Below are 14,256 nucleotides of genomic sequence, written 5' to 3'. Positions count from 1 at the left end.
CCGTTTGGGACCCCTTAAACATGCGATTACTCGTAGCGTTTCGCTTTATAAGTCGGATGCATGAAGTTTTCAACTGATAAGATGTCATCTAGCTCTTCAGCAGTTAATAAACCGCGTTCTAGAACCACATCACGTACACTCTTACCTGTTTCTGCACAGATCTTACCAACAATATCGCCCTCGTGGTGACCGATGTATGGGTTTAGGTAAGTTACGATACCGATAGAGTTGTAAACGTAGTTCTCACAAACTTCTTTGTTCACAGTAATGCCATCGATACATTTATCACGTAGGTTCACACACGCGTTGTGTAGTAGAGAGATAGACTCAAACACGCTTTGTGCGATAACTGGTTCCATTACGTTAAGTTGTAGCTGACCACCTTCTGCTGCGAAAGAAACCGTGTTGTCGTTACCTAGAACTTTGAAGCAAACTTGGTTCACTACTTCTGGGATAACTGGGTTTACTTTAGCTGGCATGATTGAAGAGCCTGCTTGCATTTCTGGTAGGTTCAGCTCGTTTAGACCTGCACGTGGACCAGAAGAAAGTAGACGAAGGTCGTTACAGATCTTCGATAGCTTCACTGCTAGGCGTTTTAGTGCACCGTGCGTCATTACGTAAGCACCACAGTCAGAGGTTGCTTCGATTAGGTCTTCTGCGGCAACCACTTCAACACCTGTTACTTCTGCTAGGTGTTTTACTGCTAGCGCTTGGTAACCCGTAGGCGCGTTTAGGCCAGTACCGATTGCAGTAGCACCTAGGTTGATTTCTAGTAGTAGCTTAGATGTGTAGTCTAGGGCACGAATCTCTTCGTTTAACGTAACCGCCCAAGCGTGGAACTCTTGACCCACAGTCATAGGAACCGCGTCTTGAAGCTGAGTACGGCCCATCTTCAACACGTCTTTGAATTCTTGTGCTTTAAGCTCGAATGCACCTTTTAGGTATTCGATCGCTTCCATCAACTGATGAACACTGTTGTAAACCGCGATACGGAAACCCGTTGGGTATGCACAGTTCGTTGATTGGCTCTTGTTTACGTGATCGTTCGGGTTGATGAACTCATATTGGCCTTTTTCCTTGCCCATCAGTTCAAGTGCAACGTTCGCGATAACTTCGTTGGTGTTCATGTTCACTGAGGTGCCCGCACCGCCTTGGAATACGTCTGAAGGGAACTGATCCATGCACTTACCTGTTTCAAGGATCAAATCACACGCTTCTAGGATGTAGTTAGCAACGTCTTTTGGAATCGCACCTAGCTCTTTGTTTGCTAATGCAGCAGCTTTCTTCGTCATTACCATACCGCGTACAAACTCCGGTACGTCAGAGATGGTAGTGCTTGAAATATTGAAGTTTTCGATAGCGCGAAGAGTGTGGATGCCGTAGTAAGCATCAGCTGGAACATGACGTTGACCTAATAGATCTTCTTCGATACGAGTGGCTTGGTTTGCTGTTTTTGGAGCATCAGATAGAGTAGCCATAACAGGATCCTTAGATGATAATTCTGATAATAAAGTTATTTATTAGCCATTTCTGCAATCTAGAATCCATTCATCAGAATTTTTGGCTGGAAAATCCGTCCTGACTTATGTGGCACATAATACTGTACCTAGCGCATAAAAATAGTAACTAGATCACCTTTTTCGCTTTTGATGCGTCAATATTTTGCAAAGTATGAACGAGTTATTAATAACCCTTAATGGGTAGTCTAATTTGCTGGACAAAGTTGGATTTTAAGAGTTCGAAAATAGCACTTTTCAACGACCAATTTTTGTATATGCACCTTTATTCAAAGGGCGTTTTTGGCACAACGCATTCTCCCTAGTATGAACACGCTTTTTTACAACGATTCGTTTGAGCTTAGTAGGCTTTTGCCATTACACTGAAATCAACAAAGGAGGGCATGTGTTTCCTATCTTATTATTGGCGTTTATTTTCGTCCCGATCATCGAAATCGGCCTATTTATTCAGGTGGGAGGCTTCTTAGGTCTCTGGCCTACGATTGCTTTAGTATTGATTACTGCATTTGTTGGTGCGTCTTTGGTGCGTAGCCAAGGCATCCAGACATTGATGTCAGTGCAAGGGCGCTTAGAGCAAGGTGAGCTTCCGGCTCAACAGATTTTTGAAGGTGTGATGCTGGCAGTTGCAGGCGTATTGCTGTTAACACCAGGTTTCATGACTGACGCATTGGGTATGTTGGTGTTGTTGCCAGCACCGCGAGCGGCAATTGCCAAATACCTAATGAGCAAGATGGTGGTGAAGACTATGAACGGTGGCGGCTTCCAAGGTGGCTTCTCAAATCAAGGTCCATTTGAGCAAGACCCATTCCGTCGTGACCCATTTGATTCTCAATCGGATAACGGCAACACCTTCGAAGGTGAGTACGAGCGTAAAGACGACGATGATCGTAACAAGCTCAACTGATTCACTCAGTAAGAAAAACAAAAGGGCGCATGCAGCGCCCTTTTTAGTATCTGTAGTTTGGTGCGTTTACATTGCGCCTTCAAAACCCATTTGACGCCATGCCTCAAACGCAATGATAGCAACGGCGTTAGATAGGTTTAGGCTGCGTGCGTCCGGCATCATTGGAATGCGGATACGCTGCTCCATTGGCAAACTTTCAATCACTTCTGCTGGTAAGCCACGCGTTTCTGGGCCAAACATCAGCACGTCACCTTCTTGGTACTTCGCATCCACGTGATGACCAGTGGTTTTTGTCGTGCATGCAAACAGGCGGTAGTTGCCTTGTTTCTCTTTCTCTAAGTACGCCAAGAATGCTTGATAATCTTTATGACGCGTCACGCGAGCCAAATCATGGTAATCCAAACCTGCGCGGCGGACTTTCTTCTCTTCAAGATCAAAACCTAGTGGCTCAATCAGGTGGAGATTCGCACCACAGTTAGCACACAGGCGAATGATGTTGCCGGTGTTCGGCGCGATTTCTGGTTCGTATAGAGCGATATCAAACATGGTATTGAATTAGATTGGTAAAAACAGGCGAGCAGTATATACCCAAGTCACCATGAGAAGCGAGATTCAGCACAATGACAGGGTATAGAAGAGGGCATTTCGGTGAACCTTGTCGCCCGCTCGTGAAATAGAGTTAACCTAATGCGTGAGCATAGTTCTCTTCTACCGCGCGCCAGTTCACTACATTCCACCATGCGTCGATGTATTCAGGGCGACGGTTTTGGTAGCTGATGTAGTAAGCGTGCTCCCATACATCCAGTGCTAGGATAGGCTCTCCTTGTTGTGCGGCAACGTCCATCAATGGGTTGTCTTGGTTGCTGGTGGAGGTAATGTGAATCTCCCCATCCTTTACGATTAGCCAAGCGAAGCCAGAGCCAAAAGTATTGATAGCTGCTTGTGCGAACTCGTCTTTGAATGTCTCGAAGTTGCCAAACTTGTCGTTGATGGCTTGTGCTAGGTCACCTTGAGGTTCACCGCCACCATCTGGTGACATGCAGTTCCAGTAAATGATGTGGTTGTAATAGCCGCCACCGTTGTTGCGAATTGCTGGGCTGTGTTGAGAAATGCAAGCGAAGATGTCATCGAGGCTTTGGGTCTCGAGAGCGCTACCCTTTGTGGCAGCCATGAATTTATCGTAATAAGTTTTATGATGTTTGCTGTAGTGAACTTCCATGGTTTTCGCATCGATGTACGGCTCTAACGCATCGTATTCGTACGGAAGCTCTGGGAAAATGTGCGACATTGTAAATCCTCCTTTATGGAGGATTTACTTTAATGTTAATGAAAATCATTATCAACTTTGATCTTTGTGGGGTTATTTGCCCGCACTGATCAATGGCAGGGTAATGGTGACACGTAAACCACCGAGCGGACTACGACTCGCGACAATCACGCCACTGTGCTGGCGGATAGCACTTTCGGTAATGGTTAAGCCTAAGCCAGTGCCTCCCGAATGGCGATCGCGCGCGGTCGATACCCGATAGAACGGGCGGAAAATTGCTTCCAGTTCTTCGTCTGGTACGCCTTCACCATTGTCATCGACCACAATGCTGAGAGTGTCGAATGAATCCTGAATGTCTATCTTCACTTCGTCTTTACCGTAGTAAATCGCATTGCGGATGATGTTCTCTACTGCGCTCATCAACAATTTAGGGTTCCCCGAGATACTGCGATCAGGCAAGGCAGAGTAGCTGAGGCTTTTACCCATCTGTTCGGCTTCGAACTGCGCGTCTTTGATGATCTCTTCCCATAAGCTGGCAATTGGCTGAGTCTCACGCGTCATGTGACTGTTCACTTGCATACGTGATAGCTCAAGCAGTTCGGCAATCATCTGTTCTAAGCGCTGGGCTTCGGTATCAATACGAGTCAGCTCTGGGCTTTCACCTTGTTTACGCGTCGCCAACGCACTTGCCATACGCAGGCGAGTGAGTGGAGAGCGCAGCTCGTGAGAAATATCCGAGAGCAAACGCTGCTGACCAGAAATCATTTGATTCACCGCCTCAACCATTTGGTTAAAGCTGGTACCTGCTTGGCGAAACTCGGTGGTGCCTTTTTCCAGATTTGGGTCGATGACAAATTCACCTTTAGCAACGCGTTGTGCCGCGGTTTCCAATCGTCGAGCTGGTTGGCTCAATGCCCACGCTAACCATAGCAATAACGGTGTACTCGCCAACATGACGGCGAGGAGTAATTGCAATGGGTGATCGAACAGGCGCAGCATGATTGGTGGTGGCTCGTTCCACTTAAAACCGACGTACATCAGTAGGTCAGAATTGGCGATTTTGATCGGCACAGGGCCCGCAATCATGTAACGGCCGTAGAGTTTTTGTTTCGGTTGTGATTGATCTTCAATGCTGGTGACAAAGTTTTGCAGTGCGCGCAGCTTAAAGTCTTTGTGACTCGAGGTGCTTAGTACATTGCCCTCGTGATCTGAAAAGAAGATGCGCGGACGCGGATCGTGTTTGCTTCTTCGTTGTCCGTCAACGCTAAAGAGAATCTTGCCAAGGTTATCTTGATTGCGATACTTCTTCTCAATGCCGTCACGTATTTCTAGCATACGTTGATAATGCTCTTTTGGAATGTCGCGTGCTTTCCGTGGATCAAGGTGGGGTAATGACAGCACAGCCATCAGAACCAAAAACATAGTGAACCAAAAGATGGCAAAGATGCGTCCATACAAGCTGTTTATCTTCGGCAGTTTGAAGCGTGGTGCTCGCATTAATCCTCCTCAATCAACATGTAGCCGCGCCCACGTAGGGTTTTAATGCGTGGCTTACCGTTGCTTTGATCTGGCAGTTTTTTACGTAGATTGGACACGTGCATATCGATCGCGCGGTCAAAGGCCGCGAGGCGCTTGCCAAGTACGTCAAGACTCAATGTTTCTTTAGTGAGTACTTGTCCTGGGTTCTGTACAAAGTGAGTCAGCAAGGCAAATTCTGTGGTGGTTAAATCCAGCAGAACCTCTTCACAATAGGCTTCTTGTTTACCTGGGTAGAGTTTGATTTCTTGGTACTCAATGCAGTCGCCGTTTTTGCCGCTTTTCTGAGTGCTGCTGGTACGACGCAAGATGGCACGAATACGCGCTAGTAGTTCGCGGTCACTAAATGGCTTAGGCAGATAGTCGTCCGCCCCTAGCTCCAAACCGATCACACGATCTATCTCTTCACCTTTGGCTGTCAGCATTAGCACGGGTGTTTCCCAGTTTTCACGCAGGCGCTTTAAGGTTTCCATTCCATTGAGTTTTGGCATCATGACATCGAGTAAGATGAGGTCGATCCCATCATGAACAGCGGCGAGTCCTGCTTCTCCATCGTTGGCTTCGCTGACATTAAAACCTTCGAAGCTCAGCACTTCCTTAAGTAGGCTGGTTAGCTCGGTATCGTCATCAATCAAAAGAATGTTTGCCATTTGAGTACCTATTTATCATTCGTGGTCGCTTTAATATTACATGGTAATGAAGAGCAACAATGAGTGTAAAAATCACTCTTTACGATTCTTTACGGTCTCTATACGTCGCTTTACCTAGCAGGTCGTATTCTACACTCAAGCGCTGTGAGAACAGCTCAGAAGAATCACTAACCTGTGTAAGGAATCGTATTATGAAAACTGCAAAGAAATTAGTACTAGCGGCTGTTGTTCTACCTCTAACTCTAGGTACAGCGAGTGCATTCGCATTTGGCGGTAAAGACCACAAAGGTCATCGCGGTGAGTGCGGCATGGGTATGGACCGTGGCATCATGCGTCAACTAGACCTGACGGATGCACAAAAAGACCAATTAAAAGAAATGCGTGAAGCAAACAAAGCAGAAATGAAAGCAAAATTTGCTGACGGTCACGAAGCTCGCATGGCAGAGCGTCAAGCTCACCACGACAAAGTACAAGCACTACTACTGGCTGATAACTTCGATGAAGCTGCGGCAAACGATCTAGCAAAAGAGATGGTTGAGAAGCAGACTGAGCGTCGCGTTAAGATGCTAGAGAAGAAACATCAAATGCTGAGTGTTCTGACTCCTGAGCAAAAAACAAAATACGTTGAGCTACAGAAAGAGCGCCAACAAGAGTGTGGAGAGAAGATGCAAAAACGCATGAAAAAGCACCACGAAAGCTAATTGCTGATCGATAAAATTAAAGAGGTAGCCAGAGTGCTGCCTCTTTTTGATCTTGGCGATTTCATACTCATTACATGATTCTCAAGGTATACTCAAAATACGGTATGAGTTAACTCTTTGATTATGAAACAGCAATATGCACGCTTAGTCACGACGGCTGCCTGGACGGCTACCATCGTTGCGACACTTCTTTTGATTGTTAAAGTCATCACTTGGTGGGTGACGGGATCGGTCAGTTTACTTGCCTCTTTAATTGACTCGATGTTGGATATCGCCGCTTCGGTGGTAAATCTTATTGTGGTGCGCTATTCCCTGCAACCGGCTGACAGAGAACACACTTTTGGTCACGGTAAAGCCGAGTCGTTGGCCGCTTTGGCGCAAGCCATGTTTATCTCTGGTTCTGCGGTATTCCTGATCCTAAATGGTATCGAACGTTTCTTCCGCCCGCATGAACTCAATTCCCCAGAGCTCGGTGTTTACGTCTCTCTTTTCGCCATGGTGGTGACCTTTGGACTTGTGATGTTCCAAAAGCATGTTGTACGCATGACAGGCAGTCAGGCGATCGCAGCAGACTCTCTGCACTACCAAACTGACTTGTATATGAATGGTGCCATTATGGTGGCATTAGGCTTGAGTTACTTTGGTGTCACCCAAGCTGATGCGGTATTTGCGATTGGTATTGGCATCTTCATTTTATACAGCGCCTTCAAGATGGTTAGCGAGGCGATTCAGACCTTACTGGATAGAAAACTGCCTGATGAAGAGTTGGATCAAATTCGTCAAGAATGCTTGAAAGTGGAAGGCGTATTGGGAGTGCATCAACTGCGTACACGTATGTCAGGCCCAACACGATTTATCCAGCTGCATTTGGAGCTAGATGACAATTTACGCTTGATTGAAGCTCATCATATTGCGGATAAAGTTGAAGATAATTTGCTTGAACTGTTTCCTGAAGCGGATGTATTGATCCACCAAGATCCGTTGTCGGTGGTGTTTGGGCCAGAGAAAGAACAAAAAGCGCAAGATTGGTAACGGTCGAAAAATCGGGCTAAGTCTGACGACAACCAAGCGCTTATTGACTATCTTTCCATCACTACTTATTAAGAATCGTGATCCTGATGTGAATCAACGAAGTTGCAAAGAGAAACTGTAATACTCTTACATAAGTAGAAAAGTTACATAAAAAAGTGTGTTTTCATTGGTATTCCTGTAGAGGAAATGTAACATAACGCACAGTTCTGGATTATGCAGGTTGCTTGGTAACAAGGGGCCTAGAAGAAAATTAAATAAATTGATTGCCAAAGATCGAGGGTGAGCATGATTAAGAAGATCGGTGTTTTAACAAGTGGCGGTGACGCACCTGGTATGAACGCTGCAGTACGCGGCGTAGTTCGTACAGCACTATCTGAGGGATTGGAAGTTTACGGTGTTTACGATGGCTACCTAGGTCTATACGAAGACCGCATTGAAAAGCTAGATCGTTCTAGCGTTTCTGATGTGATCAACAAGGGTGGTACATTCTTAGGCTCTGCACGTTTCCCTGAATTCAAGGAAGTAGCAGTACGTGAACAAGCGATTGAGAACCTTAAAAAGCACGGCATCGATGCACTAGTTGTTATCGGTGGTGACGGCTCTTACATGGGTGCTAAGAAACTGACTGAAATGGGCTACCCATGTATCGGTCTACCAGGCACAATCGATAACGATATCGCAGGTACAGATTACACAATCGGTTACCTAACAGCACTAAACACAGTTATCGATGCTATCGACCGTCTACGTGACACGTCTTCTTCTCACCAGCGTATTTCTATCGTAGAAATCATGGGTCGTCACTGTGGTGACCTAACTCTGATGTCTGCAATCGCAGGTGGCTGTGAGTACATCATTACTCCAGAAACTGGCCTAGATAAAGAGAAGCTGATTGGTAACATCCAAGACGGTATCTCGAAAGGTAAGAAGCACGCAATCATCGCACTAACTGAGCTGATGATGGATGCGAACGAACTAGCGAAAGAGATTGAAGCGGCAACTGGTCGTGAGACTCGCGCAACGGTTCTTGGTCACATCCAGCGTGGTGGTCGTCCAACAGCATTCGACCGTGTTCTAGCATCTCGCATGGGTAACTACGCCGTTCACCTACTAATGGAAGGCCACGGCGGCCGTTGTGTTGGTATCGTGAAAGAGCAACTGGTTCACCACGACATCATCGATGCAATCGAGAACATGAAGCGTCCAGTACGCAACGACCTATACCAAGTTGCTGAAGAGCTATTCTAAGCTCGCTTGATAAAGTCAAAATCAAAAAAACCGCGGTTATCCGCGGTTTTTTATTATCTGAAACTTGTCTGAGCTGAAATCCGTCTGAGATTGAGACTAGCGTTATGTGGAACTAAGAGCTCGCGTGCTCTGCTAATGTCATACGACGCTCGCGCAGGGCAAATAGATAACCTAGTAAGCCACCTAGTGTGTTACCCAGAGCAATGCCAATAAACAAGCCTTCGATGCTATAAAGCTGACTGCCAATCCACGCCGCGGGCAGAGTGAAGACAAATAAGCGCATAAAGCTCCATTGGAAGGCTCGCAGCGGCTTGTGCATCGCGTTATAGCCACTGACTAACATCATCACAATGCCTTGGAAACCATAGCTAAATGGCACGACTAATAGGTAATGCCACAGCAAGTCTTTTACTGCCGCTTCTTGGGAGAACAGTGCAGCAAGAGGAATGCTAAGAGGCACCATCATCAAGAAGATAAAACCTTGAAACACCACCGCAAAGCGCATGCTGAGGAACCAGCCTGAAAATGCGCGAGCAGGGTTATTGGCCCCAAAGTTTTGCGCCATAAACGGGGTAAGTGCAGAGGTCAGCGACATCAACACCAGAATCAAGATTGACTCAATACGCTGCGCTGCGCCATAAGCTGCCACCGCTGCGGTACCGTGATTGGAAAGTATCATCATCAGAATCGCGCCAGAGAGTGGCGTCATCGCATTCGAGAGAGCGGCGGGTGTGCCTATCTTGAGCGTTTGCTGCCAGTCTTGTTTGATGAGCGACCATTGCGGCGCGGCAAGCAGCTTTTCGCGTTTGATCAGTACATAGAAAGAACCGCACAACGCACCAAACCAACTGAATGCACTGGCAATCGCAGCGCCTTGAATACCGAGCTCAGGGAAAGGGCCATAGCCAAAGATTAGCAAAGGGTCGAGAATGCCGTTAATAAGCCCTGCGAGCATCATGATCTTAGCTGGAGTTTTGGTGTCACCTGTGGCTCGAATGGCGCTGTTGCCCGCCATTGGAATCACTAATAGAGGAATGGTCAAATACCAAACCTGCATATACTGCTCAATCAGTGGGATGGAGTCTTCTTTTGCGCCTAGGAAGCTAAACAAAGGTTCGATAGTAAAGAAGCCCAATGTCGAAGCGATAGTGACTAGAGCAACGGCAAGCAGTAAGCCATGACTGGTAAAACGAGCGGCTTGGGAAGATTGCCCTTGGCCAAGTAAGCGGCCGATATTGGTCGACAGACCCATCCCAATCCCCATGGTGATGCAGTTCACTGCAAAGGTCACTGGGAAGGTATAACTGATCGCCGCCAGCGCTTCGGTACCCAATAGCGAGATGAAAAAGGTATCGACCAAGTTAAACATCAAAATCGCGATCATGCCCATCGTCATCGGGATGGTCATTTTGCGTAATGTGTCGGGAATGGGCGCGGTCAGCAAACCATGTTTGTCTTGGGCCTGATTGTCCGGCTTGTTCTTTTCCAGCATTTTTGACGTCTATCTGGTGAGGGAAGTGCAAGGATACAAGAAAGCCGTTGCCTCGGCGAGTGAGCATTTCGCACGCAAACCGTTGCCTGACTGTTGGTTATTTTAACTAAGTCACAAAAAAATCACGTCTACCCCTTGGGATCGTTGGGTTTGCCCCTTATATAGTGATCACGTGCCCTATGCGGGCAATTATCAAATAAACATGGAAACTTTCAGGAGAGACGACCGATGAACATTCGTCCATTACATGACCGAGTTATCGTAGAACGTAAAGAAGTTGAATCAAAGTCAGCGGGTGGCATCGTTCTAACTGGTTCTGCTGCGGAAAAATCGACACGTGGTGTTGTTCTAGCTGTAGGTAAAGGCCGCATCCTAGAAAACGGCACAGTGCTGCCATTGGACGTTAAAGTTGGTGATACCGTTATCTTCGCTGAAGGCTACGGCACTAAGACTGAAAAAATCGACGGTAAAGAAGTGCTAGTAATGTCTGAAAACGACATCATGGCGATCGTTGAGTAATAGCAATCATTGAGTAATTTTTTGCTCAGATTCAAATACTAATCAAAATTTAAGAATTTAGAAAAGGAAACTAAAGATGGCTGCTAAAGACGTTAAATTTGGTAATGACGCACGAGTTAAAATGCTAGAAGGCGTAAACGTTCTAGCTGACGCAGTAAAAGTAACACTGGGTCCTAAAGGTCGTAACGTAGTTCTAGACAAATCTTTTGGTGCACCGACAATCACTAAAGATGGTGTATCAGTAGCGCGTGAAATTGAACTGGAAGACAAATTCCAGAACATGGGCGCACAAATGGTTAAAGAAGTTGCGTCTAAAGCAAACGACGCAGCGGGTGACGGTACAACAACAGCAACCGTACTAGCGCAAGCAATCGTAAACGAAGGTCTAAAAGCAGTTGCGGCGGGTATGAACCCAATGGACCTTAAGCGCGGTATCGACAAAGCAGTTATCGCAGCGGTTGAGCAACTAAAAGAGCTTTCTGTTGAGTGTAACGACACTAAAGCAATCGCACAGGTTGGTACTATCTCAGCGAACTCTGACTCAAGCGTAGGTAACATCATTGCTGAAGCAATGGAAAAAGTTGGCCGCGACGGTGTTATCACTGTTGAAGAAGGTCAAGCACTACAAGACGAGCTAGACGTAGTAGAAGGTATGCAGTTCGACCGCGGTTACCTATCTCCTTACTTCATCAACAACCAAGAAGCAGGTTCTGTTGATCTAGAAAACCCATTCATCCTTCTGATCGATAAGAAAGTATCGAACATCCGTGAACTTCTTCCAGCACTAGAAGCAGTAGCAAAAGCATCTCGTCCGCTACTGATCATCGCTGAAGACGTAGAAGGTGAAGCACTAGCAACACTAGTTGTGAACAACATGCGCGGCATCGTGAAAGTTGCAGCAGTAAAAGCGCCTGGTTTCGGTGACCGTCGTAAAGCAATGCTACAAGACATCGCTATCCTAACGGGCGGTATCGTGATTTCTGAAGAAGTTGGTCTAGAGCTAGAAAAAGTAGCACTAGAAGACCTAGGTCAAGCGAAGCGCGTTGCAATCACAAAAGAAAACACAACCATCATCGATGGCGTGGGTGAAGAAGCAATGATCCAAGGTCGTGTTGCTCAAATCCGTCAGCAAATCGAAGATGCAACTTCAGACTACGACAAAGAGAAACTACAAGAGCGCGTTGCTAAGCTAGCAGGCGGTGTTGCAGTGATCAAAGTTGGTGCAGCAACTGAAGTTGAAATGAAAGAGAAGAAAGACCGCGTAGAAGACGCACTACACGCGACTCGTGCAGCGGTTGAAGAAGGCGTTGTTGCTGGTGGTGGTGTAGCGCTAATCCGTGCAGCATCTAAGATTGTTGACCTAGAAGGCGACAACGAAGAGCAAAACGTTGGTATCCGCGTTGCACTACGTGCAATGGAAGCGCCAATCCGTCAAATCACGAAGAACGCAGGTGACGAAGAGTCAGTAGTAGCGAACAACGTGAAAGCGGGTGAAGGTTCTTACGGCTACAACGCAGCGACAGGCGAATACGGCGACATGCTAGAGATGGGTATCCTAGACCCAACTAAAGTAACTCGTAGCGCACTACAATTCGCAGCATCAGTAGCGGGTCTAATGATCACAACTGAAGCGATGGTTACTGACCTACCACAAAAAGACGGCGCAGGTATGCCTGACATGGGTGGTATGGGCGGTATGGGTGGTATGGGTGGCATGATGTAATAGCCAGCCTATCTCTTTGCTCTAAGGCTTGATAACGGCGTCGAGCATGCTCATTTACTAGCGTAAACTGCGCGTGCTCTCCTTGTTCTAAAGCCATAGAGCGTTGAGCTAGACTACCAATAAAGTTCGATAAGCCGAGGTGGATGCCTCGGCTTTTTTGTATCTGCTGTTTTTGGCGCAAGAAAAAGCAGGCGTTTGAGGAGATTAATCTTTATTTTTAGCTCCTATATGGCATTGAGTTCCTTAACTTATTCTGAGCAATAGAATGGGGTAAGTTGATATAAAAATACGCAATTGTGCGGGTATTGTGCGTAAATCGTCAGGGAAAATGCAGATAAATAATTATGATGAATTAATTGCTTTATTTGTCAGAGAGTTAAATATGACTTCCAGCTAACATTTATTGAATTGAAATGGCGCAAAATTTGTACATTACACTATGTTGTAAAATAACTATTCCCCATGGAGATGAAAATGAAAAAGCTTATGACGTCATTGGCTGTTGCAGCCGCTATTGCTTCACCTGTTGCTCTTGCTGACAGCACGCCAGTTATGTTCTCGACTATCGATAACACTAACGCACCTTCTAACTCTTCTGTTGGTGGTGTTCGTCTTGCGGTTCTTCACGGTCAAGTGAACGAAGTGAAAGGTGTCGACTTCTCTCTACTTGGTATGTCTGAAACAGACCGCACAACGGGTGTTAACTTCGGCCTTTTCTTTGGCGCGTCTAAAGTAAACCAAGAAATGAAAGGTGTTTCTCTAGGTCTATTCAACTGGAACCAAGGCCAAACAACCGGTCTTAACCTAGGCGCGGTAAACGTAACCAACAACGTTGAAGGTTTGAACTGGAGTGCTGTGAACTACTCTGAAGGTTACACAATGGCAGATATCGGTCTGGCAAGTATCTCTAAAAAATCTAACTTCCAGCTAGGTTTCTTCAACATGACTGACCAAATCGACGGTGTTCAAATTGGTCTTCTAAACTGTGCAGACAACGGTTTCTTCAAGTGTTTCCCAATCGTAAACTTCGCGAAATAAATTAAGCGATCTCTTACGATAAATACCAGATACAAAAAGACCCCGGCATGATGTCGGGGTCTTTTTTATAGTGTTGTTTATTTGATTAAACGCGTAGGCGTTTTTCGTTGCTGCATTTTCTGGTGTACGCCACGACGTAGCGCTTTAACACGGTTTTCTGCTCTATCTACGCCAAGTAATACGGTCAGCGCCAACACGGTAATGATGATCGATTGCGATAAGTAGCCCAAGCCAATCATCAACCCTAGCCCCGCCAAGACCCAAATCACTGCCGCGGAAGTCACGCCGTGGATTTTGCCGTCTTGCGTCATCATCACCCCTGCACCTAAGAAGCCAACGCCAGTGATGATCTGGCCAAGTACGCGAGCTTGATCGAGAGTGTTTGGCGAGAGTGAAACCGCCATCGACATAAACAGGTAAGTACCAGAGATGACGAGAATTGCGGTTCGAATACCAACAGGCTTACCACGAGTTTGGCGCTCTATACCGATCATTAAGCCGTTGATGGCGCAACAGGCTAACGCTGGCCAGCTGAATGGGCCAAGATCGAATAATTGTTCAAAAGTTGCTTGCATCTTAACCTCCAAGATTGTCGGAGTATGCATAGATAAGACCGTCCGATCGAACAA

14 protein-coding genes are annotated in these 14,256 nt (G+C 46.4%); 7 read left to right on the top strand and 7 right to left on the bottom strand.

Going from position 1 to position 14,256, the window contains the following annotated elements:
• Nucleotides 1–26 precede the first annotated feature (26 nt).
• Nucleotides 27–1,478: an aspartate ammonia-lyase gene (gene aspA, locus KIV41_RS22580; RefSeq protein ID WP_005428778.1), complete on the bottom strand. Its 1,452-nt coding sequence runs from the start codon at nt 1,476–1,478 to the stop codon at nt 27–29.
• 424 nt (nt 1,479–1,902) lie between these two features.
• Here aspA and KIV41_RS22575 point away from each other — a divergent pair, with 424 nt between their 5' ends.
• Complete coding sequence (locus tag KIV41_RS22575; protein ID WP_047517337.1) at nt 1,903–2,421, top strand: FxsA family protein; 519 nt, start codon at nt 1,903–1,905, stop codon at nt 2,419–2,421.
• A gap of 66 nt (nt 2,422–2,487) precedes the next feature.
• On the opposite strand, the gene trmL is transcribed toward KIV41_RS22575, so the two are convergent.
• The 4 genes from trmL to KIV41_RS22555 all read right to left on the bottom strand — a co-directional run bounded on the left by trmL (nt 2,488) and on the right by KIV41_RS22555 (nt 5,874).
• Nucleotides 2,488–2,967, bottom strand: coding sequence for a tRNA (uridine(34)/cytosine(34)/5-carboxymethylaminomethyluridine(34)-2'-O)-methyltransferase TrmL (gene trmL, locus KIV41_RS22570; protein ID WP_050910905.1), 480 nt, complete (start codon nt 2,965–2,967; stop codon nt 2,488–2,490).
• A gap of 133 nt (nt 2,968–3,100) precedes the next feature.
• Nucleotides 3,101–3,709 carry a superoxide dismutase gene (locus KIV41_RS22565; RefSeq protein ID WP_045391470.1) on the bottom strand — a complete coding sequence of 203 codons (609 nt, stop codon included), beginning with the start codon at nt 3,707–3,709 and terminating at the stop codon, nt 3,101–3,103.
• A gap of 72 nt (nt 3,710–3,781) precedes the next feature.
• Nucleotides 3,782–5,185 carry an envelope stress sensor histidine kinase CpxA gene (gene cpxA, locus KIV41_RS22560; RefSeq protein ID WP_252041289.1) on the bottom strand — a complete coding sequence of 468 codons (1,404 nt, stop codon included), beginning with the start codon at nt 5,183–5,185 and terminating at the stop codon, nt 3,782–3,784.
• The gene (locus tag KIV41_RS22555; protein ID WP_010444116.1) at nt 5,185–5,874 is read right to left on the bottom strand and encodes a response regulator; all 690 of its coding nucleotides are present in this window, start codon (nt 5,872–5,874) and stop codon (nt 5,185–5,187) included. Before KIV41_RS22555 ends, cpxA begins: the two co-directional genes overlap by 1 nt.
• A 191-nt stretch (nt 5,875–6,065) precedes the next feature.
• Here KIV41_RS22555 and KIV41_RS22550 point away from each other — a divergent pair, with 191 nt between their 5' ends.
• The 3 genes from KIV41_RS22550 (at nt 6,066) to pfkA (ending at nt 8,855) form a co-directional block, all read left to right on the top strand.
• Nucleotides 6,066–6,575, top strand: coding sequence for a CpxP family protein (locus KIV41_RS22550; protein WP_045391460.1), 510 nt, complete (start codon nt 6,066–6,068; stop codon nt 6,573–6,575).
• Between the two features lie 123 nt (nt 6,576–6,698).
• Nucleotides 6,699–7,607 (top strand): CDF family cation-efflux transporter FieF, encoded by a 909-nt coding sequence (fieF, locus tag KIV41_RS22545; RefSeq protein ID WP_010444112.1) that lies wholly within the window; start codon nt 6,699–6,701, stop codon nt 7,605–7,607.
• 285 nt (nt 7,608–7,892) lie between these two features.
• A complete protein-coding gene (gene pfkA / locus KIV41_RS22540) occupies nt 7,893–8,855 on the top strand; it encodes a 6-phosphofructokinase (protein ID WP_010444110.1) in 963 nt (320 codons plus the stop codon).
• 112 nt (nt 8,856–8,967) lie between these two features.
• On the opposite strand, the gene KIV41_RS22535 is transcribed toward pfkA, so the two are convergent.
• Nucleotides 8,968–10,347, bottom strand: coding sequence for an MATE family efflux transporter (locus KIV41_RS22535; RefSeq protein WP_045391457.1), 1,380 nt, complete (start codon nt 10,345–10,347; stop codon nt 8,968–8,970).
• A 228-nt stretch (nt 10,348–10,575) separates the two neighbouring features.
• Here KIV41_RS22535 and KIV41_RS22530 point away from each other — a divergent pair, with 228 nt between their 5' ends.
• The 3 genes from KIV41_RS22530 (at nt 10,576) to KIV41_RS22520 (ending at nt 13,627) form a co-directional block, all read left to right on the top strand.
• Nucleotides 10,576–10,866: a co-chaperone GroES gene (locus tag KIV41_RS22530; RefSeq protein WP_005381516.1), complete on the top strand. Its 291-nt coding sequence runs from the start codon at nt 10,576–10,578 to the stop codon at nt 10,864–10,866.
• 76 nt (nt 10,867–10,942) lie between these two features.
• Nucleotides 10,943–12,589: a chaperonin GroEL gene (groL, locus tag KIV41_RS22525; RefSeq protein WP_005440463.1), complete on the top strand. Its 1,647-nt coding sequence runs from the start codon at nt 10,943–10,945 to the stop codon at nt 12,587–12,589.
• 474 nt (nt 12,590–13,063) lie between these two features.
• Nucleotides 13,064–13,627, top strand: coding sequence for a VC2662 family protein (locus KIV41_RS22520; RefSeq protein WP_005425048.1), 564 nt, complete (start codon nt 13,064–13,066; stop codon nt 13,625–13,627).
• Between the two features lie 77 nt (nt 13,628–13,704).
• Here the strand turns inward: KIV41_RS22520 and KIV41_RS22515 are convergent, their stop codons facing one another.
• Nucleotides 13,705–14,202 carry an MgtC/SapB family protein gene (locus tag KIV41_RS22515; protein WP_038884106.1) on the bottom strand — a complete coding sequence of 166 codons (498 nt, stop codon included), beginning with the start codon at nt 14,200–14,202 and terminating at the stop codon, nt 13,705–13,707.
• Nucleotides 14,203–14,256: the final 54 nt, after the last annotated feature.

It is taken from the genome of Vibrio sp. D401a (assembly GCF_030248515.1).
GTDB classification, from domain to species: Bacteria; Pseudomonadota; Gammaproteobacteria; order Enterobacterales; family Vibrionaceae; genus Vibrio; species Vibrio rotiferianus.
This window is presented reverse-complemented; position numbering and strand designations above follow the sequence as displayed.

What these genes read in the sequence shown, in the direction of transcription:
- aspA (WP_005428778.1), bottom strand. Translation starts at nt 1,478, where the DNA reads ATGGCTACTCTATCTGATGCTCCAAAAACAGCAAACCAAGCCACTCGT.
- trmL (WP_050910905.1), bottom strand. Translation starts at nt 2,967, where the DNA reads ATGTTTGATATCGCTCTATACGAACCAGAAATCGCGCCGAACACCGGC.
- KIV41_RS22565 (WP_045391470.1), bottom strand. Translation starts at nt 3,709, where the DNA reads ATGTCGCACATTTTCCCAGAGCTTCCGTACGAATACGATGCGTTAGAG.
- cpxA (WP_252041289.1), bottom strand. Translation starts at nt 5,185, where the DNA reads ATGCGAGCACCACGCTTCAAACTGCCGAAGATAAACAGCTTGTATGGA.
- KIV41_RS22555 (WP_010444116.1), bottom strand. Translation starts at nt 5,874, where the DNA reads ATGGCAAACATTCTTTTGATTGATGACGATACCGAGCTAACCAGCCTA.
- KIV41_RS22550 (WP_045391460.1), top strand. Translation starts at nt 6,066, where the DNA reads ATGAAAACTGCAAAGAAATTAGTACTAGCGGCTGTTGTTCTACCTCTA.
- fieF (WP_010444112.1), top strand. Translation starts at nt 6,699, where the DNA reads ATGAAACAGCAATATGCACGCTTAGTCACGACGGCTGCCTGGACGGCT.
- pfkA (WP_010444110.1), top strand. Translation starts at nt 7,893, where the DNA reads ATGATTAAGAAGATCGGTGTTTTAACAAGTGGCGGTGACGCACCTGGT.
- KIV41_RS22535 (WP_045391457.1), bottom strand. Translation starts at nt 10,347, where the DNA reads ATGCTGGAAAAGAACAAGCCGGACAATCAGGCCCAAGACAAACATGGT.
- KIV41_RS22530 (WP_005381516.1), top strand. Translation starts at nt 10,576, where the DNA reads ATGAACATTCGTCCATTACATGACCGAGTTATCGTAGAACGTAAAGAA.
- groL (WP_005440463.1), top strand. Translation starts at nt 10,943, where the DNA reads ATGGCTGCTAAAGACGTTAAATTTGGTAATGACGCACGAGTTAAAATG.
- KIV41_RS22520 (WP_005425048.1), top strand. Translation starts at nt 13,064, where the DNA reads ATGAAAAAGCTTATGACGTCATTGGCTGTTGCAGCCGCTATTGCTTCA.
- KIV41_RS22515 (WP_038884106.1), bottom strand. Translation starts at nt 14,202, where the DNA reads ATGCAAGCAACTTTTGAACAATTATTCGATCTTGGCCCATTCAGCTGG.